This is a genomic window from Alteribacter aurantiacus DSM 18675 (assembly GCF_000429705.1).
In the GTDB taxonomy this organism is placed as follows: Bacteria; Bacillota; Bacilli; order Bacillales; family Salisediminibacteriaceae; genus Alteribacter; species Alteribacter aurantiacus.
Map to the genome: position 1 here is coordinate 1 of NZ_KE386942.1, position 24,689 is coordinate 24,689.

At 43.5% G+C, this 24,689-nt stretch carries 28 protein-coding genes and 1 rRNA gene; 8 read left to right on the forward strand and 21 right to left on the reverse strand.

Annotated features, from left to right (window positions below):
• A 16S ribosomal RNA gene (locus tag G476_RS0115115) occupies positions 1 to 249 on the reverse strand; the annotation flags it as partial.
• A 328-nt stretch (positions 250 to 577) separates the two neighbouring features.
• The gene (locus G476_RS0115120) at positions 578 to 1,558 is read right to left on the reverse strand and encodes a nucleotidyltransferase-like protein (protein WP_342664065.1); all 981 of its coding nucleotides are present in this window, start codon (positions 1,556 to 1,558) and stop codon (positions 578 to 580) included.
• Between the two features lie 77 nt (positions 1,559 to 1,635).
• On the opposite strand from G476_RS0115120, the gene G476_RS0115125 reads away from it, so the two are divergent.
• The gene (locus tag G476_RS0115125; protein WP_026690835.1) at positions 1,636 to 1,986 is read left to right on the forward strand and encodes a YgzB family protein; all 351 of its coding nucleotides are present in this window, start codon (positions 1,636 to 1,638) and stop codon (positions 1,984 to 1,986) included.
• Positions 1,987 to 2,209: 223 nt separating this feature from the next.
• On the opposite strand, the gene perR is transcribed toward G476_RS0115125, so the two are convergent.
• From perR to G476_RS0115150, 5 genes are all read right to left on the reverse strand, one after another.
• Positions 2,210 to 2,644: a peroxide-responsive transcriptional repressor PerR gene (perR, locus tag G476_RS0115130; RefSeq protein WP_026690836.1), complete on the reverse strand. Its 435-nt coding sequence runs from the start codon at positions 2,642 to 2,644 to the stop codon at positions 2,210 to 2,212.
• An 88-nt stretch (positions 2,645 to 2,732) separates the two neighbouring features.
• Positions 2,733 to 3,044 (reverse strand): cyclic-di-AMP receptor, encoded by a 312-nt coding sequence (locus tag G476_RS0115135; protein WP_026690837.1) that lies wholly within the window; start codon positions 3,042 to 3,044, stop codon positions 2,733 to 2,735.
• A 28-nt stretch (positions 3,045 to 3,072) separates the two neighbouring features.
• On the reverse strand, positions 3,073 to 4,023 hold the full coding sequence (locus G476_RS0115140) for a D-2-hydroxyacid dehydrogenase (protein WP_026690838.1): 951 nt from the start codon (positions 4,021 to 4,023) through the stop codon (positions 3,073 to 3,075).
• Positions 4,024 to 4,535: 512 nt separating this feature from the next.
• Positions 4,536 to 5,645 carry an aminopeptidase gene (locus tag G476_RS0115145; protein ID WP_026690839.1) on the reverse strand — a complete coding sequence of 370 codons (1,110 nt, stop codon included), beginning with the start codon at positions 5,643 to 5,645 and terminating at the stop codon, positions 4,536 to 4,538.
• Positions 5,638 to 6,126: a hypothetical protein gene (locus G476_RS0115150; RefSeq protein ID WP_026690840.1), complete on the reverse strand. Its 489-nt coding sequence runs from the start codon at positions 6,124 to 6,126 to the stop codon at positions 5,638 to 5,640. Before G476_RS0115150 ends, G476_RS0115145 begins: the two co-directional genes overlap by 8 nt.
• A 148-nt stretch (positions 6,127 to 6,274) precedes the next feature.
• On the opposite strand from G476_RS0115150, the gene G476_RS0115155 reads away from it, so the two are divergent.
• The gene (locus G476_RS0115155) at positions 6,275 to 7,051 is read left to right on the forward strand and encodes a hypothetical protein (protein WP_026690841.1); all 777 of its coding nucleotides are present in this window, start codon (positions 6,275 to 6,277) and stop codon (positions 7,049 to 7,051) included.
• 20 nt (positions 7,052 to 7,071) lie between these two features.
• Here the strand turns inward: G476_RS0115155 and G476_RS0115160 are convergent, their stop codons facing one another.
• On the reverse strand, positions 7,072 to 7,599 hold the full coding sequence (locus tag G476_RS0115160) for a hypothetical protein (protein WP_026690842.1): 528 nt from the start codon (positions 7,597 to 7,599) through the stop codon (positions 7,072 to 7,074).
• Between the two features lie 134 nt (positions 7,600 to 7,733).
• Between G476_RS0115160 and G476_RS0115165 the strand changes: the two genes are divergently transcribed.
• Positions 7,734 to 8,558 (forward strand): hypothetical protein, encoded by an 825-nt coding sequence (locus G476_RS0115165; protein ID WP_026690843.1) that lies wholly within the window; start codon positions 7,734 to 7,736, stop codon positions 8,556 to 8,558.
• A 40-nt stretch (positions 8,559 to 8,598) separates the two neighbouring features.
• Here G476_RS0115165 and bcp read toward each other — a convergent pair whose 3' ends face one another.
• From bcp to G476_RS0115190, 5 genes are all read right to left on the reverse strand, one after another.
• A complete protein-coding gene (gene bcp, locus G476_RS0115170) occupies positions 8,599 to 9,066 on the reverse strand; it encodes a thioredoxin-dependent thiol peroxidase (protein WP_026690844.1) in 468 nt (155 codons plus the stop codon).
• A gap of 62 nt (positions 9,067 to 9,128) precedes the next feature.
• Positions 9,129 to 9,557 (reverse strand): potassium channel family protein, encoded by a 429-nt coding sequence (locus G476_RS0115175; RefSeq protein ID WP_026690845.1) that lies wholly within the window; start codon positions 9,555 to 9,557, stop codon positions 9,129 to 9,131.
• A gap of 145 nt (positions 9,558 to 9,702) precedes the next feature.
• The gene (locus tag G476_RS0115180) at positions 9,703 to 10,488 is read right to left on the reverse strand and encodes an ABC transporter permease (RefSeq protein ID WP_026690846.1); all 786 of its coding nucleotides are present in this window, start codon (positions 10,486 to 10,488) and stop codon (positions 9,703 to 9,705) included.
• Between the two features lie 6 nt (positions 10,489 to 10,494).
• Positions 10,495 to 11,286 carry an ABC transporter permease gene (locus G476_RS0115185; RefSeq protein WP_026690847.1) on the reverse strand — a complete coding sequence of 264 codons (792 nt, stop codon included), beginning with the start codon at positions 11,284 to 11,286 and terminating at the stop codon, positions 10,495 to 10,497.
• 4 nt (positions 11,287 to 11,290) lie between these two features.
• Positions 11,291 to 12,301, reverse strand: coding sequence for an ABC transporter ATP-binding protein (locus G476_RS0115190; protein ID WP_026690848.1), 1,011 nt, complete (start codon positions 12,299 to 12,301; stop codon positions 11,291 to 11,293).
• A 178-nt stretch (positions 12,302 to 12,479) separates the two neighbouring features.
• Between G476_RS0115190 and G476_RS23635 the strand changes: the two genes are divergently transcribed.
• Positions 12,480 to 12,635 (forward strand): hypothetical protein, encoded by a 156-nt coding sequence (locus tag G476_RS23635; RefSeq protein WP_156906602.1) that lies wholly within the window; start codon positions 12,480 to 12,482, stop codon positions 12,633 to 12,635.
• Positions 12,636 to 12,754: 119 nt separating this feature from the next.
• Positions 12,755 to 14,041, forward strand: a complete 1,287-nt coding sequence (locus G476_RS0115200) for a glutamate-1-semialdehyde 2,1-aminomutase (RefSeq protein WP_026690849.1) — start codon at positions 12,755 to 12,757, stop codon at positions 14,039 to 14,041.
• Between the two features lie 120 nt (positions 14,042 to 14,161).
• Here the strand turns inward: G476_RS0115200 and G476_RS0115205 are convergent, their stop codons facing one another.
• Positions 14,162 to 15,439, reverse strand: a complete 1,278-nt coding sequence (locus G476_RS0115205; RefSeq protein WP_026690850.1) for a flavin monoamine oxidase family protein — start codon at positions 15,437 to 15,439, stop codon at positions 14,162 to 14,164.
• Positions 15,440 to 15,754: 315 nt separating this feature from the next.
• On the opposite strand from G476_RS0115205, the gene G476_RS0115210 reads away from it, so the two are divergent.
• The gene (locus G476_RS0115210) at positions 15,755 to 16,834 is read left to right on the forward strand and encodes an FUSC family protein (protein WP_026690851.1); all 1,080 of its coding nucleotides are present in this window, start codon (positions 15,755 to 15,757) and stop codon (positions 16,832 to 16,834) included.
• 201 nt (positions 16,835 to 17,035) lie between these two features.
• Here G476_RS0115210 and G476_RS0115215 read toward each other — a convergent pair whose 3' ends face one another.
• The 5 genes from G476_RS0115215 to fabL form a co-directional block, all read right to left on the reverse strand.
• Positions 17,036 to 18,778, reverse strand: coding sequence for an ABC transporter ATP-binding protein (locus tag G476_RS0115215; protein WP_026690852.1), 1,743 nt, complete (start codon positions 18,776 to 18,778; stop codon positions 17,036 to 17,038).
• A 444-nt stretch (positions 18,779 to 19,222) separates the two neighbouring features.
• Positions 19,223 to 19,750, reverse strand: coding sequence for a nucleoside tri-diphosphate phosphatase (ntdP, locus tag G476_RS0115225; protein WP_026690853.1), 528 nt, complete (start codon positions 19,748 to 19,750; stop codon positions 19,223 to 19,225).
• 75 nt (positions 19,751 to 19,825) lie between these two features.
• Positions 19,826 to 20,281, reverse strand: a complete 456-nt coding sequence (locus G476_RS0115230; protein WP_026690854.1) for a DUF3939 domain-containing protein — start codon at positions 20,279 to 20,281, stop codon at positions 19,826 to 19,828.
• A gap of 471 nt (positions 20,282 to 20,752) precedes the next feature.
• The gene (locus G476_RS0115240) at positions 20,753 to 20,998 is read right to left on the reverse strand and encodes a gamma-type small acid-soluble spore protein (protein WP_026690856.1); all 246 of its coding nucleotides are present in this window, start codon (positions 20,996 to 20,998) and stop codon (positions 20,753 to 20,755) included.
• An 89-nt stretch (positions 20,999 to 21,087) separates the two neighbouring features.
• The gene (fabL, locus tag G476_RS0115245; protein WP_026690857.1) at positions 21,088 to 21,840 is read right to left on the reverse strand and encodes an enoyl-[acyl-carrier-protein] reductase FabL; all 753 of its coding nucleotides are present in this window, start codon (positions 21,838 to 21,840) and stop codon (positions 21,088 to 21,090) included.
• A gap of 142 nt (positions 21,841 to 21,982) precedes the next feature.
• Here fabL and G476_RS0115250 point away from each other — a divergent pair, with 142 nt between their 5' ends.
• Both G476_RS0115250 and G476_RS0115255 read left to right on the forward strand, forming a co-directional pair.
• Positions 21,983 to 22,204 (forward strand): hypothetical protein, encoded by a 222-nt coding sequence (locus tag G476_RS0115250; protein ID WP_026690858.1) that lies wholly within the window; start codon positions 21,983 to 21,985, stop codon positions 22,202 to 22,204.
• A gap of 192 nt (positions 22,205 to 22,396) precedes the next feature.
• Entirely contained in the window at positions 22,397 to 23,362 is a 966-nt protein-coding gene (locus G476_RS0115255) for an NADPH:quinone reductase (protein WP_026690859.1), read from the forward strand.
• 242 nt (positions 23,363 to 23,604) lie between these two features.
• On the opposite strand, the gene G476_RS0115260 is transcribed toward G476_RS0115255, so the two are convergent.
• Complete coding sequence (locus tag G476_RS0115260) at positions 23,605 to 24,138, reverse strand: chromate transporter (protein ID WP_026690860.1); 534 nt, start codon at positions 24,136 to 24,138, stop codon at positions 23,605 to 23,607.
• Positions 24,135 to 24,677, reverse strand: a complete 543-nt coding sequence (locus G476_RS0115265; RefSeq protein WP_026690861.1) for a chromate transporter — start codon at positions 24,675 to 24,677, stop codon at positions 24,135 to 24,137. The genes G476_RS0115260 and G476_RS0115265 overlap by 4 nt, the downstream gene beginning before the upstream one ends.
• Between the last annotated feature and the right edge of the window lie 12 nt (positions 24,678 to 24,689).

Here is a 24,689-nt window from a genome sequence, read left to right on the forward strand (position 1 = left end):
GCCGCGGGCCCATCTCACAGTGTTAGGTAAAACCCAACTTTTACAAGGGAACCATGCGGTTCCTTTGATTATTCGGTATTAGCCCCGGTTTCCCGGAGTTATCCCAATCTGTGAGGCAGGTTGCCCACGTGTTACTCACCCGTCCGCCGCTGACGTCAGGGGAGCAAGCTCCCCATCAGTCCGCTCGACTTGCATGTATTAGGCACGCCGCCAGCGTTCGTCCTGAGCCAGGATCAAACTCTCCATAGAAAGTTTGATGTCTCTGACATCATGTCTTGCTTTATTGACGGGATAATGTGTCATTATCCCACGTTTCGCTTGGCTTTTTGTTTAGTTTTCAAAGGTCAAATCGAAATTCCTGAACAATCAAAATCTTTCGTAGGAATTCGTTTTATTTTGTCGCTTCGTTTTGCGGCGACTTTTATAATATACCATCGTGCGTTTTCCGTGTCAACAACTTTTTTAAATTGTTTTTTTCGGAAGTTTCCGTGGCACACTTCAAAATCGCATCGCTCATTTGCGACGATATAAAATGTACCACGATAAACTATTATACGTCAATAATATTTTTCTTTTTTTAAGAAAAAGTTTTTCCTACCTCATAATAACGGTGATAAATCCCGTTTCCTTTTGTTTGAACTCTCACAACGTCAATGTATCCTTTCCTTACTAGAAACTCTAAAAGGATCGTTAAATCTAACGAGTATTCACTGACTTCCAAACTCGTTTTTAACTCCTCTATCGACCAAGGCTCACTTTTACTCGCCATAAGGTCTAGAAGGTGAGAACTTCCGAGACGGGTTTTTGATGTAAGTTCAAATTCGTTTGCAATAAGAAGGAGTTCGAGTTTCTTTCCAATCGGCTCCTCCCCAGTTACAAGTTCTGAATATAGCTTGTGAATCTCGGGCTCGATTTGTTTGACCTGTTGCCAAACCGTCACTTCCGGATAGAAACCATGTTCAATGACGGATAGTCTCGCCAAGTGATGAAGGGCATGTAGAATCTGATTGTATGCATCCAGTTCATGGCCTGTGTTAAAAAGAGCTTTCCCATCAGTGAAGCGGCGAATAAGTTTTGCAAACTCCACTCCGATACGCAGTTTTCTTTCTTCTAATGGAAAGTCGAACATTTGCTCACGAAAGTCTTTAACGAACTCGTTACGGTCAAATAGTACCTTTCCATTCATCACCCAATCAAAGACTCTGCGGTTGCTACTGTTAATCAGCCAGCTGTTTAGCTGCTCCGTATGAACGAGGTGCATCGCCACTTTGTCTCCGTTGTAGGTGTAATGCTTTGTTTCCCACATCGGTTTGTTCTCTGATACGATGACGAGTAAGACCACATCAAAATAGTCCGTTATCGCATCATTGTGATCCTTACTTTCCACCATCATGACACCTAATGTATGTAAGTCGCTTGTCCGATCCTGATATAACTGCCGTAAAAAATCATCCATTGTAATGCCTCCTGCCTCTAAATATGAACCTGTTGCTTTAAGTAAGTTCGACGATGATAGTAAAATCCCTTCTCTGTTTTCGTATCCAATAAATTCTGACAAATCAATGAACTTCTCTTTCTTATAGTCCTATAGAAATAAGGTGTGCTATACTCAATCTTTAGGAGGGATCGAACTCTATGGCAGCTAAATATTCGAGTAAGATAAATAAGATACGTTCGTTTGCACTGATCCTCGTGTTTGCTGGGATCATTATTATGTATCTAGGTCTATTCTTTCAATCAAGTCCATTACTTATGACATTGTTTATGCTTCTCGGTTTTCTCGCAATTATCGGAAGTACGGTTACATACTTTTGGATTGGGATGCTCTCTACAAAGACGGTACAAGTCATGTGCCCGAATTGTGAGCGTACCACAAAAGTACTGGGCCGAGTTGATGCATGTATGTACTGCGACGAGCCCTTAACAATGGATAAGAGTCTTGAAGGTAAAGAGTTTGACGAAGCATACAACCATAAAAAGAAGTAACAACCCACAACACTGGGTGACTCAAAAAGAGTCGCCCAGTGTTTTTTTGTGCATGATTCCTTCATACTAATGATTATCACTGCTGTACGCTAAGCTATTCGCTTCTCATCCTTTTAACAATATCTCCACAGTAAATACGAGCATACCACCTTCGCTCAATCTTCTATAAAGCAACCAAAAAATATATAAAGAAAAGAAGCTGGGACCTAAGTCCTGCAGCTTCCTAATGTTTGTGCTTTTGACAATCCGGACATGTACCGTAAATCTCCATGCGGTGATGCTTCACTTTGAAATGCGTTACGTGCTCTGCTAGTGTTTCCACTTCGTTTAGTCCTGGATAGTGAAAATCGACGATCTTACCGCAATCTTCGCAGATAACGTGATAGTGATCTGTTGTGTTGCTATCGAATCTGCTGGAAGAGTCACCATAAGTCAATTCACGCACCAGACCTGCATCTTTAAAAACACGAAGGTTATTGTAGACCGTGGCCACGCTCATGTTAGGGAATTTCCCTTCTAGCGCTTTGTAGATATCATCCGCAGTGGGATGGGATTTGGCATCGAAAAGAAATTCAAGAATAGCATGGCGTTGAGGTGTCATACGTACTTTCGTACTTTTTAAAGATTGCAAGGCTTCTTGCAGTCGTTGGTTTTCCATCTTCAACACCTCTTCCAAAAAGCATTCTTACTTTATAATATTTACAATTAGTATAACGAATGCTAACAAAGTTTGTCAATGAATAGGGTTACTTTGGTTTATTTTGAAAGGCAGCGAGGAGCGGCAGACTATCTTTGGCTTCTACGACAAATGACGTAAACCGGCTATCTACATCCTTCGCCTTTCCTTTTTTCTTTTCGTGATCCGTACAAATGGTTTTCATACTTTCACGAAGCGCCTCTACATCACCATCATCTACGCCGAGAAGAAACGTGGTATTTCCCTTTTTCAAAAATCCTCCGCTACTTGCCAGTTCAGTCATGCGGTAGCCTTTATCTTTAAGTCCTTTTTCCATTGCATCACTATAGCGGTTATGGACAATACATACCACTAGCTTCATCTTCGTTCTCCCCTATCTTCATAGTACTTTAATACCCGCGAGCGGGGTCAACTTTATTTTGATAATTCGTTCCTTTATTAAGATATACCTTTAAATTAGTCTTAAAAATGCCGATTGCCCTCGGCTGATACTCTGGTGATATGCCGGAAAGATGAGGTGTTACCGTTACGTCTTCTCGTTTCCAAAACGGATGACCTTTCGGAAGCGGTTCTGTCTCAAACACATCTAGAACGGCGTGAGCAATCTCGTTATTGTTAAGAGCGTCGATTAATATCTCTTCTCTCGTGACTGTTCCTCTGCCGATATTGATAAAGACTGCGTCTTTTTTCATCGTTTTAAACGATTCCCCTGTTAAGAGGCCGTCTGTTTCTTTTGTATGAGGAAGAACAGAAACAACATAATCTGATTGTGATAAAAGCTTATTGCATTCATCGTATGTGACAATTGTATCAAAATAAGATCGACTCTCGCCACTGCGGTTTAAACCGATTGTGGTCATCCCGAAGGCTTTCGAGAGCCTAGCAACCTCACTTCCAATTGCGCCGGCCCCTAAGATCCCTACTGTTTTTCCATTTAGTTCAGTCATCGTTAGTTTACGAGACCACACTTCGTCTTGTTCCTGTTTGATGATTCCTTTTGTTTGTCTTGATACTTGAAGCATCATGGCTAAGGTATACTCGGCCATTGGAGTGGCATGAATCCCTCTCGCATTTGTTACAAGGATGTCTTTTTCCTCAATGGCGTTAAACGGCATCTTTTCCATACCTGCTGAAATGACCATGATCCATTTTAACTGCTTGGCTTGTTTGATATGTTTATCGGTTAGATCTTCTCCATAAGTGATGATCGCATCCGCTGTGGAGAGCTCTTGTTCCGCTTCTTCTATAGATGTGTTAAAGGAAAACGTTACGTTCGGGAATGAAGCTACAAGGTCTTCCCGAAGGTCTCTTCTTATTTTCGCTGTGGTCACAATTTTCATAAGGCTTGGCTCCTTCTTTCGTTTCTATAAATGTTATCACACATTGAAATACTGCCTCAATTGAACTCTTATACTCTCTCTTTAAAAACTATTCTTTCATATTAGATACCATTTGGTCGTAGTGTGTGAGAAGTCAGTTCGGGTGTATCCGGATTGTCCTTCCCTTTCCTTGAAACGTTGGGCCCATCAGAATGATGGCAGGGGCTACGCTCAATTCAACGTCGAATAAGAAGGGAAAGATCACCCCTTTATTGGGGGCATTGGCTCTGCTCGCTGCGCGGGTGTTTGCAAGTGCCCCAAACACCCTTCAAGACACAGCAGCGGCTCCGCTCAATGCATCGTCGATTAGGTAGGCAGAGGGAAGAACGCCCTTGCCTACCTAATCGACTAAAAAAAGAGCGAGACTCTAGAGTCTCGCTTGCAATTTATATTATTGAAGAGGGATTGGGATCACCTATACTTAAATACTATGCGGTAATTTAAATGTGGTCTGGTCAAGTGCCCTTAAGGGCTTATTTTAATTTATCCGGGTTTAGCCCTTTTAGTTCTTCAAGAACAAATTCCCCGTCTTTACGTACGAGCACATCATCGAAGTAGATCTCTCCTCCACCATATTCCGGTCGTTGGATGAGGACCATATCCCAATGAACGGACGAGCGGTTGCCGTTATCCGCATCTTCATACGCTTCTCCTGGTGTGAAATGGAGACTGCCTCCGATTTTTTCATCAAATAAAATATCGCCCATGGGATCGAGAATGTATGGGTTTACCCCAATAGCAAATTCGCCTGCATAACGAGCTCCTTCGTCCGTGTTCAAGATATCTTCAAGCTTTTCTTTTTGATCAGCCTCAACCGAAACGATCTGGCCATCTTTGAACGTGAGGCTTACGTTATTGTACGTTACCCCGCGATACGGACACGGCGTGTTGAACGTAATCGTGCCATTTACACTGTCTTTAACCGGGGCCGTGTATATCTCACCGTCGGGAATGTTCGCTTCACCCGCGCACGGAACGACGGGGATATCTTTAATCGAAAAAGATAAGTCTGTGTCCGGTCCGGTAATACGAACACGGTCCGTTTTTTCCATTAGGGACTTTAACGGAGCGAACGCTTTTTCCATCTTCTTATAATCAGCGGTACACACGTCGAGTAAGAAATCGGTGAACGCTTTTGTACTCATGCCCGCTTTTTGGGCAAGGCCTGGTGTCGGGTAATTCAATAAAACCCAACGACGGTTGTTTATGTAAAACTCTTGTACAGGTTTGAACACTTCACCTCGAAGACGGAATTTCTCACTCGGAACTTCAGCCATTTCCGCATCGTTTTCTTCTGCGATGATTGCAATCACTGCATCAATATCTTTATACCTTTGGAGTGCCCATTTCGCTTGTGTTTCCAACTGTTCTTTTTCGCAACCCATATTTAAGTGTCTGCCTAGTTCGTCGTCTATGAGCTCGATATATGGGTAGGCTTGTCTGTCGTATGAACGGTCAATCAGTTCAGCCATAAGGGGTTTGGTTGTATGGTGCCCTGTGATTAGTACTCGCTCTCCTTCCTTTATACGAATGGAATGGTCCAATAATACGTCAGCTAACTGTCCAATTCTCGGGTCATTCATGTTCGATCTCTCCTTCTTGTTGGCTGTCAAATAGTTCATTGGGAAGCTGAAAATGAAAGTTGTGATCACCAATTTCACCATTGATCTTCCAGGCTAGTTTAACCGAAGCGTGAACAAGATCACTCATCATAGCGTAATCTTCTTCTACACAAAAGTCGCACACTTCTTTGTAGGTAATCACACCGTCAAAATCATCCATGTCCAAGTCTTGATAATAAAAACTGCCCAACGGCCCATACACTGTAACAAACGTTTCAAATGCTTCAATTTCGTTAGCATTGTCTTCTGTATATTCCGCTGTGAAACCTAGTTCCAGTTCCTCTTCTTCGTAATTCGCAAACATCGTAAAAGCCCATGGGATATCAAAGTAATCAGTTGTCGACGACCAGTCAGGTTCAGGTTCTTCTTTAGGTTCTTGAAAAACAAGTAATGCTCCACCGATGATCGCAGCGATCACGAGTAAAGGGATGTATTGTTTCATCGATTGATTCTCCTTTTCTTCCACTCGTACCTATCGTATCAAAAGTTTACTTCTTTTTGATGGATTTTTCTTATTTTTCCAAAAGTCATTTCGTGATACGATAAATGGAAGAAGAACACTTTTTTAAGCCCGACTAAAGGAGATTTTCATGAAGTCCACATACATATTCTTGATTCTTGCTTGTTTTCTAATCGGTTGTTCTACCGAATCGGATACGATCAGTGGAACTACGATCGGTCAAACGGACAATCCGTTTATGTTTATTCTATTTAAAGAAGATTCTAAAAACGGCGACACATACGATCCACTTACTATCGGCACATATGGAGAGTACGAGCTTGATGAGGACGATTATCACGTGGAGGCATACTTGATTTATGTTACTGATCAAACAAGAATGATGGCTAGGCGAGGAGAGGAGTTGGTTCCTTTCGCAGAAGAGGAAGATGTGTTGGGGCGCATCAGCTTTCAGTTTTCCAATTTCAAGTTCGACGTTGATGTAACAGTGAAAGAACCCTTCGAGTCGACAGGAAAAGGAAAGCAGATGACTCCTTCCGCTTATAGTTGGAACTTGATTCCCGTCTACACAGCCGAAGAGATTATTGTTACTCAACCAACCAAAGAAGAGCTGATATCACAAGTAATTTACGATGGAGATATGGATTTCCTTACTGTGATTGAATTTTCCGATGACCCCTTTACTATTGAAAGCCACTACATGGCAGGAGAAGCATTTTGGGAGCTAGGCAATTTTAACCGCTCTGTTTTTTATACGAGAGCGAGCACAAAAGAAAACCAACTCTTGTTTGACCAAGCCATCGACTCATTTCCGACCTTCCTTGTGTTTAACAGAGATGGGGTGGTTTTTGAAGGGAAAAGCGAGGACGAGACGGTCTCATTTATTCAGAGCTCTGAATTAGAATAAAATAAAAAGAGGCTGCCCGTCTAGTCGGCAGCCTCTTCTTCCATGTCTTCCATAATCGCATCAAGCATGTAGTCCGAATAAGAAAAGTACTCTCTCGCTACGTGGATTTCTTCTTCAGTTTCCCAATAGATCACAAAGTCCCCTTCTTGGTGATGCCTGTATATTTCGGAATCCATATCGGTATCAGGATCTTCACCATCCCTTTGACAAAAGTTGCATTCCGTTCGATAAATGATTTCTCCGTCGAACTGATCCACATCCAACTGCTGGTCGTAATATCCTCCCAGACCGTTCATACTACTGTAAAAAAATTCGTATGCGCGTATATCAGAAGGGTCACCCATGTAGGTAAGCTTTACTCCCACGTCCGGTACATTCCCCTCTCCATGGTCTGCAAAAAGCTCCACTTCCCAATCGGTCGTATCATGAAGAGAGATGTGTTGAGAGTGATAAGGATCGAACACAACCTCTTCTGCCGGGTCCTGAAAAAACAACAGTGCCCCGCCTACAAGGGCCGCAATAATAATAAATGGCATCGCTTGTTTCATAGAATCTTCCTCCATTCGAACAAACGTCTTAGATTAAGTGTACCAAAAAGAATTGTAAATTGTATGTATTTTTCCAAAATTAACAATATTCATGTTACGATTAAGGAAAGACATGGTGTGGGAGTGGAACGAAAATGAAAGTTATAAAAATACTTACATTGCTTATTGTCCTTTCGGCGTGTGCTTCCAGTGAAGAGGAAACCGCGGTAGATATTGAGGGAGCATTAGTAAGCAGTGAAGGTTCCGGAGTGATGGTATTGTTTGTAGAAGACAATGTGAATGGAACTGGATTTGTCTATCCTGATACTACGTCGGATGTAAAATCCTATGAAGTGGAGGCTTACCGGGTAGTAGTCGACCGGGAGACGAAGCTGATTTATGAAGAAACTGGGGAAGAGCTCGCTGCCGATATTAGTCAAATGCCATATTCGCCACTCCATTTTTTCACCTCCTACACCGATCGGATTGCGGTCAACGTAAGAGAGGGTTTTGAAAAAGAAGTCTCGATCGGTCGAGAAAAATCCGTCTTTCAAGACTCGTCATTTCTCCCCATTTACCATGCAGATGAGATTGTTTTCAAAAAACGCGAGCTCGACGACATTATAAAGAGGCACAGCCCTTCTGATTACCAAGTAGACGATTCTCACAAAGTGCTGATGGTTCTGTCCTTTTGGGACGAGGTCTATTCGTACAAGAAAATGTTTGACACAAGCCCTCTTACGCCTTATCAAACCGAGGGTCAATTCATTGCTCATAGCCAGCATTATAACGATGAAGTAGGCCTGTATGATCACTTTATTGACCAATTCCCAATGCACTATGTCATCGATGAAGACGGTCTTGTGTTCGAGACAGGGGAAATGGATGAGGTGATTGCTTACTTGGAGGATGACCTAGGTTTTGAATATGATGAACACTTCAATCAGATGATAGAAGATGATAACGGGACGGAACAATAAAGCGCCGATGACAAGTTAGATTGTCATCGGCGCTTTTTTCTTACTGCTTTTCTTTTAAATATTCCAGGGCCTCTTCCACGTGACCTTTCACGCGGACTTTGCGCCACTCTTTGTCGATGTTTCCTTCTTTATCGATAATGAACGTGGAGCGCTCGATACCCATATACTCCTTACCGAAGTTCTTCTTCAGCTTCCAAACACCATAATCTTCAGCGACTTTGTGGTCTTCGTCAGCTAAAAGCAAGAACGGTAAACCGTGCTTATCGATGAACTTTTCGTGACGCTCAATCGGATCCGGGCTTACGCCTAGAATCACTGCGTCTAATTCTTCAAAGTTTTCTTTGTTATCACGGAAGTCACATGCTTGCGTGGTACAGCCTGGTGTCATGTCTTTTGGGTAAAAATAAAGAACGACGTTTTTACCTTTATAATTTGATAAACTCACGTCTTCTCCGTTGTTTGCCTTAAGTGTAAATTCAGGTGCTTTTTGACCAACTTCTACTGTCATGTGAAAACACTCCTTCTCGTGTGTAATCTTGTCCCTTTAAGCATAACCAAGAATTGCCCAAGCTACAAACGATTTGGCTTGTTTTCGTTGTAAATAACAGTGGTCACAACAAAAGCTGCCGGAAGTAAATAACCTATCAACGCTTCAATCATGGCGATCCAGCGACCGATTCCCTGAGGTATAATGTCCCCGTAGCCGACAGTCAGAATCGTCACGGCGCTAAAATACATCACATCTTCAATCAAATGAACGAGTGAACCGGACATCCTCCCCGATCCCTCCAACAACACCGGGTATCCTTTAAAGTGGAGACTTAAATACAAACAGCCAAAGCCAGTGATTACCGTTGCATAAACGAGAAGGAGCACCAAAAAATTCCGTAATGACACGCGCCTCCCTTGAGGCGGTTGATTGCGAATGAGCAATAAAAGACTCATAGCGATACCTAAGATCGACGTAATTGTCACACACCAAAGCAAAAAGGTTCCCATCCACCTTCACCTCTCTTACTTATATATGAGTCAAGAGAGTGAAGTAGGACAAGGAACCATTTTGGTTGAACGTTCGTCTTTTAAATTTTACTAAACAAAAGTTTTGCTTCAGACGGATGTTTACACGAGAATAACGTTAATTGATTTAATTTCCCGCTCCCCGATACCGTTTCACGCCTTCATTCCAAGCAAACACGCTAATAGAGATAAAAATCAGCCCCATCACCGGCGTCAAGAACGCATACATATACCATTCGTCACGACCGAGGAAAAACGCTGCCGGATAGACACCAACAAAAGCGAACGGCAAAATCCACGTCAATACATAACGAATCACTTGATTGTAGATATCAACCGGATATCGGCCGTAGTTTCCGATGTTGTACATCATCGGCATAATGTCTGTTCTGGAATCCGACCAAAAGCTGATGCTCGCCAAAATGATGAAAATCCCTGCATAGATAAGCGATCCGCCAGCTACCATGAGAAGAAACATAAACGGATCGTACCAGCTGATCGTAAGTCCAAGCTGAGACCCGGCATAAAACATGATGGCAATTCCCGTAATCACCCCAAACATGGACTCGAGTTCCATCCGTTCAATAATGATTTGAAACAGGCTATGTATCGGTCTCGTGAGTACCCGATCCATCTCCCCTTTGACGATGTAGCGGTCATTAAAGTCCCAAATGTTAAAAAATGAACTGAAAATCGCATAAGGTACAAGAAAGAACCCGTATATAAAGATGATTTCTTCCTGGCTCCAACCACTAAGAAGCGTCGTATGACCGAACACAACGAGAATAAAAATCAAGTTGACCGCCTGAAAGAGAAAGTCGGAGAACAACTCAACCACAAGGTCAGAACGGTACTGGAGCCGCGTTTTCATATATTGCGATGCGTATTGAAAAAAGATAGATACGTAAAACATGGCTCTTTACCCTCCTTGTACGATGAGTCGACGCCTCGCCGACATCCATAGTAATGTAATCGGAACAAACAAAATGACGGACCACATGAGCTGAAGCAACAGTGCCGAATAGACTTCTCCCCCGGTGAATCCTTCAGTAAAGATCATCGACGGAATATAGCTAATCGCCTGGAAGGGCAAGAACGTCATGATGTCTTGTGCCCACATTGGATAAAATGAAATGGGCAGCAATAATCCCGAAAACAGATCAATCACAACCCGCTTCGCTCGGATAAGTCCCGTATTATATAGTAAAAAGAACGTTAAGATTCCGGTAATCAAGTTGATTTGTGTGTTCACGATAAAGCTGAACATGAGTGATATAAAGAACAGACCCCAAATGGATAGATCATTTGAAAAGCTGATCGGAAAGACAAGCCAGACAATGACCATCCCTGGTACGGAGAAAAAGAGGAGGCGGAACAACCCTTCTCCAAGACCTTGCATCGTCTTCATGCCTAAATAGTTGTAAGGACGGATCATTTCCACCGCGACTTTTCCCTCTTGAATCTCTTGGGCTATTTCCCGGTCAATATTATTGAAATAAAATGCCCGTGCCATCCAAGCGATCGCCACATACGTGGTCATTTGCACGATACTCAAGTCTTGAATTGACTCCTGCCCACCATAGATCGCTTGCCACAAAAAGTAGTACGCCCCAATGTTAATGCTGTAGATTAAAATACCGCTATAGTAATTCGTACGGTACGCAAGCATCATCAAAAAGCGGATCCGGAGCATTTCAAGATACATGCTCATTCGGCTAACCATGTCGCATACCTTCTTCGTAAATGTTTCGAATGATTTCTTCGGTAGACACTTGGTTCAGCTTCACATCACTAATCGAGTAGTGACTCATGACCTTGGCCATAAGCTTTGAGACCGTATCGTCGTCTCCATCCACCGTCGCTTGCCATCCTCGCATCTTGTCACCGGCTCGCCACTTTACAGGAAAGTCGGCAGTAAGTTCGATCAAAGCGTTCTTTTCAACCGGCTTTTGGAATTCAAAATGAACCTGTTTTCCTTCAACCCAGTTTTGCTGAAGCTTGTCTAGTGCCCCGTCGTAAATGATCTTACCTTCATCCAACAATACGACCCGTTCACAAAGAGCTTCGATGTCACTTAAGTCGTGGGTGGTCAACAGGATCGTTGTTTTGTACTTTCGATTGATTTCTTTTAAAAATTCGCGAATCTTCATTTTTACAAGGACGTCGAGACCAATCGTCGGCTCGTCCAAAAACAGAAGGGGCGGATTATGAATGAGTGCCGCCGCTAATTCACAACGCATACGCTGACCGAGACTGAGCTTTCGAACCGGCTTGTCTAAAAGCGGTTCGATCTCCAAGGTGTCGATTACTTCTTTCATATGCGTATCGTAATGCTCGTCTGATAGACGATAGACTTTTTTCAACAAACGAAATGATTCTTGAACGGCGATGTCCCACCAAAGTTGCGAGCGCTGACCGAACACGACGCCGATCGTTCGCACGAAAGCTTCCCTTTGCTTGTGAGGGTCCATTCCGTTGACGCGAACCTCACCTGCTGTTGGGGTTAAAATGCCCGTAAGCATTTTAATTGTGGTCGATTTACCGGCACCGTTTTCTCCAATGTAAGCGACCATTTCTCCTTGCTTTACATTTAGCGTTATATCGTCCACCGCATTTAAGATGGTATAGTTTCTCGTAAGTAAATCCCGAAAAGCGCCTCCTAGACCTTTTCGACTTGAATAAGATTTAAATTGTTTTTTCAACCCGTGAACTTCAATGACGTTCATGAGGCTTCCTCCTCTCGTAGCAACCTTACTATTTTAACGAAAGGATCGTGGTCCAGCAAGATAGTTGCTTAAATTAAATAAAGGTAGCATTTGGTTGTAACTTCAGCCTCTAACCTCTTTTTAACAATCTCAATTTGGCTCGCATACTCTTCATTCAAATAAAACTACAGCTCTGTAAATGAAGCGAAAGGCGACGACTCCTGCGGGAATAGCAAAAGCATTACTAAATGAGCCTGCTACGGTCTACTTTGACACATACCGCTTCGGAGCATTACTTGAAGAGGAAGAAGCATCTGCCGAAGACCCCGCAGGCCGCTTTTGCCGAGGAGACTGAGGTGATGCCCGCGGAAAGCGTCCGCCTGAAGCGGAATGATATAGATTTTCCTATTTTAATAAACGATGTAATTTCACTGTGCTACAATGAAACGGATGCATGTTTGAAGGAGGATTACAATGAAATTTACACAATCAGAACAACATAACACCGTGGCCCAAGAGCACATTCTTGGGGGCGTAAATAGTCCATCCCGTTCGTTTAAGGCAGTTGGCGGCGGTTCACCCGTATTCATGGATCGTGCCAAAGGAGCTTACTTTTGGGACGTTGACGGAAACAAATACATCGATTATTTGGCTGCCTATGGACCGATCATTACCGGGCACGCCCACCCTCACGTAACAGAAGCGATCAAGAGTGCGGCGGAAGATGGTGTCCTTTACGGAACGCCAACACGATACGAAAACCAATTCGCAGCTATGTTAAAAGAAGCGATGCCTAGTATGGAAAGAGTACGGTTTGTCAACTCCGGAACCGAAGCGGTTATGACAACCATTCGTGTGGCCCGAGCCTACACTGGTCGTGACAAAATCATCAAGTTCGCTGGGTGCTACCACGGCCACTCGGATTTGGTACTCGTCGCAGCCGGATCAGGTCCTGCCACTCTTGGAAACCCGGACAGCGCAGGGGTTACAAAAGCCATTGCCAAAGAAGTGATTACCGTTCCATTTAACCACATCGAAAGCTACAAACAAGCACTCGACGCTTGGGGCGATGAAGTAGCCGCTGTTCTTGTGGAACCGATTGTAGGGAACTTCGGGATCGTCGAACCAGCACCTGGCTTTTTAGAAGCAGTGAACGAACTTACGCACAAAGCCGGCGCTCTTGTGATCTACGATGAAGTCATCACGGCCTTTCGCTTCATGTACGGAGGCGCTCAAAACTATTGTGGCGTCGAGCCAGACATGACCGCATTGGGTAAAATTATCGGTGGAGGTCTTCCCATTGGTGCTTACGGCGGACGAATAGACATTATGGAAAAAGTCGCTCCATTAGGACCTGCCTACCAAGCAGGAACGATGGCTGGTAACCCAGCATCAATCCGTGCCGGGATTGCGTGTCTTGAAGTGTTAAAGGAGCCGGGCGTATATGAAAAAATGGACGAGCTTGGTGCCATGCTTGAAGAGGGCATTCGTAAGCACGCCATCACTCACAATATATCAATTACACTAAACCGTTTAAAAGGGGCTCTTACAATCTACTTCGGTGTAGACGGGGTTGCCAATTATGATGAGGCAGAAAGCAGTGACGGCGAGATGTTCGCCCGCTTCTTTAAACTCATGCTCAACCAGGGGGTAAACCTCGCTCCTTCAAAATACGAAGCGTGGTTCCTTACGACCGAGCATACGAAAGAAGATGTGGAACAAACACTTGTTGCAGTTGAAAAGGCATTTGCACAATTGTAACGATAAGTTCTAACTTTTCAAAAGACTAGCTTTGGAACTTAAAGAATAACAAGGTATCTTTATAGGAAGACGAAACGCCTCAAACGCATGTATCTCATGCATTTGAGGCGTTTTTTGTTATCAGCTTTTAAACAGGTTATTCACAGCTACTTTACCAGCCCGAACGGCTCCTTCCATATAATATGGAAACTCCTCCGCCAGTTCGCTGCTTGCAAAAACCATCCTACCTTTTGGCGTCCGTAAAACCTCAGCGGCATTTGGAATCGCCCCATAACGGATACCTGCTCCGTAACCACCACCGCAATAGTGATCCTCTACCCAAACACTCTGCTCAACGTCCTTATATGATCGCGCACCTTTGCCAAACACATTCTCTAGCCAGGAAGTCGCCGTTTCAAGACGCTCCTCTCTCTTCTTTTGCGCAAGGTCAATCGCCGTGTTTGCACCAATAAACATGGTAAGACAGTACTCTCCTCCTTCTTTGGAAGAGTCGACGACCGTCACTCCTTGAGGTTCTGTAAACACCACGTCGTGTACGCCTTTCCCTTGACCTTTAACTTCATAGTCATGCCAAAACGGAGAATCGTATACCCATGTGGTTTTAATAATCGAGCCGTCTACATAACTATCTAGCGCCTGGCGATAGTGCTTTTCTAATGTTGGACTTAAGGTTAATTTGCTTGAAACTGCAGGTGGTACAGCGACGATCACGGAATCCGCCTTGTATGTCTTCTTTGCAGAGACCAATTCATATCCGTTCGACGTAGAATTTATTCGTTCAATCGGTTCGTTATAAATGAGATGTTCAGCAACACCTCGTTCCATAAACGTAACCAGACCGGCTAATGGGGCATTCAATTGATGGGTTAAGTCATCTTGATCCGAGGGAAACCGGAACGTGAGATCAAGTACAGCCTTGGCACTTAGCTTATGAGGGGCAATATTCATCAATTCTGCGTAAATACTCTTTACGACCTTCATCTCCGTCTCATTGAGAACCATTCGCTCAAACAAATCGGATAGTCTCTCATCTTTCCCATTTAGTTTCTCTTGAATGTCCTCAAGCTGCTCCTCATGTTGATGAACGGCATCTGATATCCGTTCATAGCTGGGAAAACTGATTTCAACAGCTCCGTCACCGCTGTTTTTTTCGGACAACTCAAACCCTGCCTCTCGTGCAAGGTTTACCATTTCCTCCATATCTCTATTAATAAACTGCGCACCTAGCTCAAATGACCGGGACCCATCCGGGCGAACAACAGACTGTACTTTCCCACCAGCCCGATCCGACGCTTCAATGATTTTATATTTGAGTCCTTTTTCTTGAAGTACATTCGCAGCCGACAGCCCAGCCAACCCGGCACCAACTACGATGACATCATATTTGGTTCTGGACACTTTCATCATCCTTTATTAACTATTAACTAAATTATATTACAGGGTATCATACTCCCCCTAGGACTTAATAACAAGAAGCGTCAGCACTCATCACTTATTGATGTCTTTCTCATGACGTATCAGTTTCATTCCTTACATATTAAATAAAACACAAATACCATTGATCCATTACAGTTAAAGGGTGTTGGCGTTTACATTGAAGCTCACGTGGAACACTACAGGTAAAAAGTGACTTGATCGTTTGTAAAATCGGGTGTATAGTACGTTCGATACCCTTTTATTATGAAGTAAACAAAGAAAGGAACATGTTACATTATGAGGCTAGGAGCCCGTATTTTAAAAACCGGCTTGGCAGTCGTTATGGCGTTGTATATCGCCACATGGCTTGGGTTTGATACACCCGTATACGCAGCACTCGCTGCAGTATTTGCCGTTCAGCCATCGGTTTATCGAAGTTTCATGACCATTCTTGATCAGCTCCAGGCAAACGTGATCAGCGCCGTACTCGCCGTTGTATTCGTTTTGTCTTTTGGACACGATCCTTTCGTGGTCGGTGTGGTTGTTGTATTAATAATTGCCATCAATTTAAAGCTCGGCAAGGAATCGATCATTCCTTTAGCCGTCGTTACCGCCATCATTATTATGGAAGCTCCATCAGAGGACTTTATTTCATTCGCATCATCACGCTTCCTTTTAATCATGATCGGTGTCGCATCTTCTTTTATTGTGAACTTGATTTTTTTACCTCCAAAACACGAAAATCATTTGTTCCATAAAATAACCGCTGCGAACGAACAAATCATTCAGTGGATTCGTCTCATGACTCGTCATGAAGCGGAATACAACACTCTTAAGCAAGACTTGAAAAAGCTAAAAGACACGATGATTAAGATGGACAACATTTTTCTTTTATACAAGGATGAGCGAACGTATTTTAAGAAAAATGAATATCCTCGCATGCGAAAAGTCGTTCTGTTTAGGCAGATGCTCTACTCGACGAAAAAGTGTCTCGATATTTTGCGCAGTCTAAGTAAACACGAGAATAGCATGCAACAGATGCCTGACGAACTTCAAGATTTATTGCGCGCCCAACTGGACTACCTGACCAATTATCACGAACGTATTATGCTAAAATACATGGGTAAAGTAAGGCCTCACACAACGGAGGACCTCTATGAAGAGGTTGATATCGGAAAACGACAACTCACGGATGCCTTTTTTAATCTACATGAAGATAAAAATATCGAACGAAGCGAATGGATCCACTTCTTCCCCGTGGTCGCCTTAGTTGTAGAATACAGTGAAGAACTTGAACACTTGGACCGTCTTGTTGATAGCTTCTTCAAGTTTCACAAAGACGATAATGAAGTGAACGTGTTGGAACGTAGAGACTAATGATGATACCGAACCCTCTTTTGCGGTTCGGTATTTTTTCTTTGGTTTATGGTAAATTATACCAAGAAAGCGACGAGTGGCAGAGATCACGTTAGACATTCAATAAAAAAAATACCGGTTGAGTTGGTTGCTCAACCGGCTTTTTCACGTCTAATTTAAGAAAAAGCAGTCCTCCTTTTTTCAGGAGGACTGCTTTTGAATTTAGTCCAAGTGCTGTACTTGGAACAGCTTGTGGTAAGAGCCTTCTTTGGCCATTAGTTCGGCGTGACTTCCTTCTTCTATCAATCGACCGTTTTCAATGAGAAAAATACGGTCCGCATGGGTGATGGTGGACAGCCTGTGAGCAACGATGAAGGTCGTTCTGTTTTTCGCAAGCTCAAACAACGACTGTTGGATAAGCTGTTCACTTTCAAGGTCAAGGGCCGATGTCGCTTCGTCAAACACGAGGATCTCAGGACTCTTTAAGAACACTCTCGCGATCGCTACACGCTGCTTTTGACCTCCTGAGAGTTTCACTCCTCTTTCCCCAATGTTCGTGTCATAACCCTCGGGTAGACCTTCAATGAATTCATGAGCATTTGCTGCTTTGGCGGCCGCGTACACTTCTTCATCTGTGGCATCCGGGCGTCCCATCAAGATATTGAATTTAACCGATTCACTAAAAATGATGTTATCTTGCAACACCATTCCGATCCGGTCTCTGAGCGAGCGGACTTTGTAGTCTCTCACGTCTTTTCCGTCGATTAAAATGCGACCGTCCGAGACGTCATAAAACCGTGGGATCAAGCTCATGATCGTACTTTTTCCGCCACCACTCATCCCTACAATGGCTATGGTCTCTCCGCTCTTCACGTGAAAATGAAGGTCTTTCAATACAAACTCTTCGTTATCGTATCCAAAAAACACATGATCAAATGTCACATCCCCACTTGGATTTTTCATGGGAACCGCATTTTTCTTGTCTTCAATATCATACGATTCATCAGCAAGCTCAAACATCCGATCCATCGACGCAATCGATTGAGTAAGGGTTGTTGACGAATTCACAAGACGACGAAGAGGATTGTACAAACGGTCCATATAAGCCACAAATGCAACCATCGTACCGACTGTTACAGACCCTTGAATAACAAGGGTTCCCGCTGCGGCGATGACGAGGATCGGCGCTACATCCGTGAGCGTATTAATCACTGCAAACGTCTTCGCATTCCACCGTGTATGATTGAGGGCTTTTTCCAAAAAGTTCTCGTTTCTCGTATCAAACTGCTTCTCCTCATGACGCTCCAAGGCAAAGCTTCGAATCACGTTCATCCCTTGAAGACGTTCGTGCAAATGTCCTTGTACTTCCGCAAGAGCCTGTGAACGATCCCTTGTGAGGGTTCGCAACCGGGTGTAAAAATATTTGATCGACAACCCGTAAAAAGGAAGTAAAAGTACAGCTACGAGAGTGAGTAACGGATCCATTGTAAGCATAATGATGATCGCTACAATAATCGTAAACATATCAAGCCATATGTTCATCATCCCCGTTATAATAAAATTCTTCGTTTGTTCAACGTCGTGAATCACACGGGAAATGACTTCTCCCGATTTATTGTTTGAATAAAAACGCAGACTTAATTTTTGCAAGTGGGTAAATAGCTGATTTCGTATATCATATAGAATTCGGCTTCCTGTCCATTGAGCAAAATACTGGCGATAATATTCCACAGGGGGTCTTAGGAAAATAAAAATAAAGAGTACAATTCCCATTAGCCAATACAGTTGTGATAATTGTTCATTCATCGTAAGGTCCGTCGCCCCAACGATATCATCGATCACGATTTTCATAAGTAGCGGAATAATTAATGGAATTCCGAACTTGAGCATACCGATTAAAACGGTGATGATGATTTGTTTCCAGTACGGTTTTACAAATTGCATGTACCGTTTAATGCTATCCAAGATCTCTCACTTCCTGTCCGGTCTGTGGTGAGTGTTTATGTTTATTGTTTGTTTAAGTAAGGTCATTCACTCTTTGGTAAAGGACGCCATTTTTCCGTAATAAGGGGATTTTTTTCCGTGATCGACACTCAGAAAAAATGAGTATTGCAGAAGGCTCCGCTTCACACCATCCGCTCCCTTTCCGCGGCGGTGCCGGCGAGCCTCCTCGGGCAAAGCCCTGAAGGCACTGAAAAAGTTCGATTTTTAACTTTTTCAATGCCTTCGAAAGCCCTTGCGGGGTCTCTCCAGGCTCCATCTGCCGCAGGAGTGTCGCTACTAGTGTTCAGCTACGCATAACAGAATGACACAGCACTTCACAAAAATAAAATTTACTGATTATTGGTATATTCAATCAGAAAAAGAAACACCGGCTAAACATGAGCCGGCATCTTTGTTTTTATTTGGTTAGCGATGCTGCAGGAAACGCTCGTACCAATATTCGATAAACCCTGGCTCGAACGGTCCTTTTCGTTGGCTGATCCATTGGACCAACTCATCCACGCTTCTGCGTAATATGGCATCTACTTCTTTTGGGTAATTCATGCGTTGGCTGTGCAACGCGTATTCATCTTCGTCCAACAGTTTGTAGGTCATATCCGGATACACTTTAATATCCAAATCGTAATCGATATACTTTAATGCTTCTTCATCATACGTAAAAGGGGTCCCTAAATTACAGTAATAATAGATCCCGTCGTTGCGAATCATTCCTATGCAATTAAACCAATGATGTGCGGTGAAATAACATATAGCCGGTTCTCGTGTACGCCATTGACGTCCGTCCGATTCTTTTACCATAATTCGATCGTTACCGCCGATAATTTCGTGGGATGTCCCTTTTAGAACAATGGTCTCTTCCCAGATTCGATGAATATGCCCATTATGTTTATAGCTGTGGACCTCGATGTTGCTGCCGGTCATGGGAAAACTCAATGTTCTACTCCTTTCTTCAGTGGTGAACATTAAAACAGGACAAACTCTCTTCTCTTAATATTCAAGCACAATTCCTTATTTTTCGGGCGCTTTGTGAGTGACCATCCGATCTTGAGGATGTAAATAGAGCTGAAAAGGTGGCTTTTCCTTCAAGTAGTGTTGAACTTTCAAGTAGTTGACTTTTCTTGTGGAATCTCCCGGTGTGATCGGTTCTTCGTCTGTTTCCAATACGTACTGATCACATGCTAATTGGCATCGGTCAATCCACTTCGGATAGTCAGGGTCTTCAAAAAGTTCGAAGGTTTCTTTTGACATATAAAAAGGACGATCAGGTCTACCATTTAGTTGGGATACAAGAAGATCTGTGTCCACTTCATGGTTGTCCTTTACGAGGGTACGCAATGAAATGTCTGGATTTTCGTTTGCATATGCGTTAATGGCGCTTTGTAGTTCGTCAATGGTGATGGTGCGCACGGTCACGTTTTGCTTCTCTTTACGATTGTTGCCACCTTTTTTCCTTTTGAACCACATAAGACTCCTCCTCACTGGGTTGGTCTCACAATTTGCCTTATCTTTCCTCTATTTTTCTTATTATACTATTCATTCAGTTAATTTAAAACAAAAGGTTTGTCGGGATGGTGTAGGAGGATTGGAAGTGGAAGTTTTTTATTAGGGTTTTTTTCGGATATCTACAGTGAATGGAGATCATTCGATGGAGGCGTGGATTTTTTCTACGGAAAGGGTTATTTTTTCTCCACCTTTTGGAATTAATTCTACACAAAAAGTTATTTTTTCTACATTTCCGAGAATGACACTCCTCCACCGCTCTACGGCAAGCAAGCCCCCGCTTGCGCGTAACTACCAAAGCAAAGAGAACCAGCTTATGCGAGTGAACTCGCACGCTGGTTCTCTTTGCTTTGGTACGCACCTTGGTTATTCACAAAAAAACGCGCTGTTTCCTAAAAGAGGAAACAGCGCGCCAGGATGTGTTAGCAAACAGGGTTACTGTTGCTGACGTCCTTGTTGCTGTTGTTGCTGTTGTTGTGCAGATGCTTGACCTTTACGCTGAGCAGAAGCTTGGTTCTGCTGGCGTACGTGTTGAGCATCAGTTTCGCTCGCGAACTCTTGGTTGTGTTGGTTCTGAGCGTTTTGCTGTTGTACTTTTTGAGCGTTCGTTTTTGCAGCTTGCTGTTGTGCTTGCTGCTGTTGTTGGTTTTGCTTACGCATGAGTATCACCTCCACGTACATTATCTTGTCCCGTGGGGTTGTTTTTATCCTCAAAAAAAAAGCCCTTTTGATAAAAAATCTTTAGATGTTTTTACATGAATAAAAGCTGTTTATGTGAGTAATGAAATGCCTCCGTCGACGATGATTGTTTGTCCACAAATCATTTTTGCTTGGTCACCAAGTAAAAAGACGGCAGCATCTGCGAGATCGTCCGGTTCAACAATGCGACCGGCCGGTGTTCTGTTTTTTGCATCTTCTAAAAGCTCGTCACGATTTGGAAAGTGCGTAAGAGCATCTGTATCGACGGCTCCCCCGGACACGGCGTTCACTCGAATCCCCTTAGGAGCGAGCTCTACAGCCAAATAGCGAGTCAAAGCTTCCACGGCTGCTTTTGATACTCCGACAGTCGTATAGTTCTTCAAATACCTTTCTGCGCCGAGAGAGCTTAAGCTCACAATTGCTCCTCCGCCTTGCTTTTCCATACGACGAGCGGCTTCTTGTGAGCAAAATAGCATTCCTTTGTTATTGATGTTCATTGTCCAGTCCCAGTGGGATTCTTCCAGTTCCATTACAGGACGCAACACGCCGGACGCTGCGTTATTGACCAATATATCCAGTCGACCAAAGTATTCATCGATCGCTTCAAACATTTCCACTACTTTATCTTGTTTAGCAATGTTTGCTCTTACTGTTAACACATCAGCGCCAAGCTCTCGGAGCTCATCTGCCGTTTCCTCTGCTTTTTTTCGACTTCTAGCGTAATTGATTACAATGTTGTATCCCTGATTTGCTAATTTAATGGCAATGCGTTTGCCGATTCCACGGCTACTACCGGTAATGAGGGCGACTTTTTTTTGATTCATTGATTATTTCCTCCTATTGACTTACAAAGAGCTTTTGTCCAAATTTACACTTCATTATATCGCATATGGACGTCAGGGACTAGAAACACTAAGATATGGGGGCAAAAGCAATACAAGATTAAAATAAGGGGGCTTTTTTAGTATGTATGTAGGCCGCGATATGACAGAGTTATCCATGATGGGAAAGACGGATTGGACAGACAAAGAATTAGCGTTTTTTCATCACAACCTTCAACAGATCGCACCTTACCTAAACGCTGAAGGGGTTACCATTCACCGTGAAATCGTTAAAGAAATCATGAGTCGTGGAGGCATGGAAAAAGAAGCCGATTGGACGAGCGGCAGCCGTGTTCATTATGATTAAGGTCATATGTAAGACCCCCAGTTGAAGTTATTGGGTCCACATTTAAAATGGAATCTGAATACCATCAAACCGGGAATCGTCGTTCCCCGGTTTTTTTATATAAAAAAAGGGGAACCACTCACGTAGGACGTGACGATTGTACAAAGCTTAGATAAAATGAAAGTAACGTTATGTTTAAAGGAGAGTGAGAGCATGAAAGCAGTCGCATATCACGAATATGGAGCACCTGATGTACTAACGGTGATCGAGATGGATCAACCGGAGATTGGGGAAAATGATGTTCTCGTAAAAGTCGGAGCTAGCGGACTCAATCCGGTCGATACATACTTTAGAAAAGGCGTCCGAGAGGTACCCGCTTTTCCCGCTGTCCCTCACTTTGATCTAGCCGGGACAATTGTTGAAGTTGGGGCAGGTGTTAATCATCTTTATCCTGGCGATCGTGTTTGGGCTACTAGTGTCATGGGAGGTACGGCGAAAGAATATGCCTCCGTTCCTGCCGATAAAGCCTTCAAACTTCCGGAGCACCTTACTGAAGCAGAAGGTGCAGCTGTAGCGATGGCGTTTATGACCGCCCACTTATCTCTTTACTACCGCGCCAATCTTCGCCCCCACGAAACGGTCCTTGTTTATGGAGGTGCAGGAGCTGTCGGTCACGCTGCCATCCAACTGGCCAAGCAAAAAGGCGCAACCGTCTATGCTACCGCAAGCTCCAACGAAAAAGCGGACATTTGCCGTGAAGCAGGAGCGGACGATGTAATCATTTATACAGAAGAAGACATTGTTTCAAAGATTGAAGACTTGACTGGAGACAAAGGCATTGATGTGATCTTGGATATGAGTCTCAGTGAAAACATCAAAAACGACTTAGCCATGATTAAAGTAGGAGGAAGAATCGTTACAATCGGTTCTCCTGAAAACAACACGCCTGAACTTCCATGGCGAGAGCTTAATCAAAAGCACGCATCATTAATGGGCGTTCTTCTTTTTACCGCACCGCCAATCGAGTTAATTAAAGCCGGAAGAGACATTGCTTCTTTACTTGAGAAAAAAACGGTGAAACCTCATTTGGCAAAAACGTACACATTCGATCAAGCTAAAACAGCTCACCAAGCCCTTGAAGACAGAATTCACGACGGAAATATCGTATTGGTTCCATAACAAAAAGCGGCCTCAGCGGGCCGCCTTTTTTGTGCATCAAGAAGAGACTCTAACGATTTTGTTTTACGTAGTTACAACATCAAATTTTCTTTCGAATCCTGAAAGATCTACTTATTTTAGGTTTGAGGCACTTATCTTGTGTTTGCCCCACTTATTATATTTTTGAGCCACTTATTACATCTTTGAGCCACTTATCCAGGATTTGCTCCAGTTAGCACTCCCCACCCCATTCACCCTACTCACTAAGGAGCCAAAAACACTGCTCCATAAACAAGGGAACCTAAAATCACATAGGCCGGATGAACCTTCCATTTTTCCAACAACAAAAAGCTCACTACAATCAACAAGCCTGTCTGAACAATTCCATTATCAAAATACGATGTGGCAAAAAAGCGGTACGCCATGATCCCAAGGAGTACGGCGATGGTTGGCCTCACGATCATTGATAGGAGCTTCACTTTCGGTGAGTCCTTAAATTTATAAAGGATACCTAAAAGGGCGATCATCAAGATCAACGACGGAGCAACAGTTGCAAACACACCTACTGCGGCCCCAAGAATGCCCCCTTCAACAAACCCGATGTAACCGGCCATCTTTGTGGCAATGGGTCCGGGCAAAGCATTACCTAGTGCCAACACTTCACCGAATTCTTCCACGCCCATCCAGTTATACCGATGAACGACCTCGTACTCAATCAGGGGAATCGTAGCCGGACCACCACCATAACCAACAATACCCGGAATGAAGAAAGCTAAGAAAATCTCCCAATAAATCATGCTTGTTTGCCCCCTCTCTTAAGGAACACAAACAACAAAAGACCTGCAATGATAAAGGCTGGGTGAAGACCGAGCAAGCTGATCAGCAGCACACTTAACACCACTAAAGCGAGACTATACCACGTTCCAAGACCTTCTTTTGATTTCGTAAAAAACTGCCACGTCAACACAGCTAGCATGACGCCCACAACGGGTATGACGCCATTTGTCATCCCTTGAACCCACGGATACTCCCTAAAGGAAGCCAGTGAAACCAACAAAACGATCATCAATACGATTGTCGGTACAATTGATGCCAAGAGAGCATTCATCATCCCACCTAAACCGGCTACTCGGTATCCGATATAGCCAGCCATCTTTGTAGCAATCGGTCCCGGCAACGTGTTACCAATCGCCAGAACATCGGCAAACTCGTCACTATTCATCCATTTATACTTGTCTACCACTTCTTTATGAATGAGAGGAATGGATGCGGGGCCACCTCCGTAGCCAAGCATCCCCACTCTAAAAAAGGCTAAAAATAAATCTCGTTGCGTCAACCTTGTTCCCTC

Bases quoted from the DNA above. Each gene is read 5' to 3' on its own strand.
- fabL (WP_026690857.1), bottom strand. From the start codon at position 21,840: ATGAATCAAAAAAAAGTCGCCCTCATTACCGGTAGTAGCCGTGGAATC.
- bcp (WP_026690844.1), bottom strand. From the start codon at position 9,066: ATGACAGTAGAAGTTGGTCAAAAAGCACCTGAATTTACACTTAAGGCA.
- G476_RS0115200 (WP_026690849.1), top strand. From the start codon at position 12,755: ATGAAATTTACACAATCAGAACAACATAACACCGTGGCCCAAGAGCAC.
- perR (WP_026690836.1), bottom strand. From the start codon at position 2,644: ATGGAAAACCAACGACTGCAAGAAGCCTTGCAATCTTTAAAAAGTACG.
- G476_RS0115230 (WP_026690854.1), bottom strand. From the start codon at position 20,281: ATGTGGTTCAAAAGGAAAAAAGGTGGCAACAATCGTAAAGAGAAGCAA.
- G476_RS0115180 (WP_026690846.1), bottom strand. From the start codon at position 10,488: ATGTTTTACGTATCTATCTTTTTTCAATACGCATCGCAATATATGAAA.
- G476_RS23635 (WP_156906602.1), top strand. From the start codon at position 12,480: ATGAAGCGAAAGGCGACGACTCCTGCGGGAATAGCAAAAGCATTACTA.
- G476_RS0115210 (WP_026690851.1), top strand. From the start codon at position 15,755: ATGAGGCTAGGAGCCCGTATTTTAAAAACCGGCTTGGCAGTCGTTATG.
- G476_RS0115240 (WP_026690856.1), bottom strand. From the start codon at position 20,998: ATGTACGTGGAGGTGATACTCATGCGTAAGCAAAACCAACAACAGCAG.
- G476_RS0115250 (WP_026690858.1), top strand. From the start codon at position 21,983: ATGTATGTAGGCCGCGATATGACAGAGTTATCCATGATGGGAAAGACG.
- G476_RS0115145 (WP_026690839.1), bottom strand. From the start codon at position 5,645: ATGAATGACCCGAGAATTGGACAGTTAGCTGACGTATTATTGGACCAT.
- G476_RS0115160 (WP_026690842.1), bottom strand. From the start codon at position 7,599: ATGAAACAAGCGATGCCATTTATTATTATTGCGGCCCTTGTAGGCGGG.
- G476_RS0115150 (WP_026690840.1), bottom strand. From the start codon at position 6,126: ATGAAACAATACATCCCTTTACTCGTGATCGCTGCGATCATCGGTGGA.
- G476_RS0115260 (WP_026690860.1), bottom strand. From the start codon at position 24,138: ATGATTTATTGGGAGATTTTCTTAGCTTTCTTCATTCCGGGTATTGTT.
- G476_RS0115255 (WP_026690859.1), top strand. From the start codon at position 22,397: ATGAAAGCAGTCGCATATCACGAATATGGAGCACCTGATGTACTAACG.
- G476_RS0115185 (WP_026690847.1), bottom strand. From the start codon at position 11,286: ATGAGCATGTATCTTGAAATGCTCCGGATCCGCTTTTTGATGATGCTT.
- G476_RS0115175 (WP_026690845.1), bottom strand. From the start codon at position 9,557: ATGGGAACCTTTTTGCTTTGGTGTGTGACAATTACGTCGATCTTAGGT.
- G476_RS0115125 (WP_026690835.1), top strand. From the start codon at position 1,636: ATGGCAGCTAAATATTCGAGTAAGATAAATAAGATACGTTCGTTTGCA.
- G476_RS0115190 (WP_026690848.1), bottom strand. From the start codon at position 12,301: ATGAACGTCATTGAAGTTCACGGGTTGAAAAAACAATTTAAATCTTAT.
- G476_RS0115165 (WP_026690843.1), top strand. From the start codon at position 7,734: ATGAAAGTTATAAAAATACTTACATTGCTTATTGTCCTTTCGGCGTGT.
- G476_RS0115135 (WP_026690837.1), bottom strand. From the start codon at position 3,044: ATGAAGCTAGTGGTATGTATTGTCCATAACCGCTATAGTGATGCAATG.
- G476_RS0115155 (WP_026690841.1), top strand. From the start codon at position 6,275: ATGAAGTCCACATACATATTCTTGATTCTTGCTTGTTTTCTAATCGGT.
- G476_RS0115140 (WP_026690838.1), bottom strand. From the start codon at position 4,023: ATGAAAATTGTGACCACAGCGAAAATAAGAAGAGACCTTCGGGAAGAC.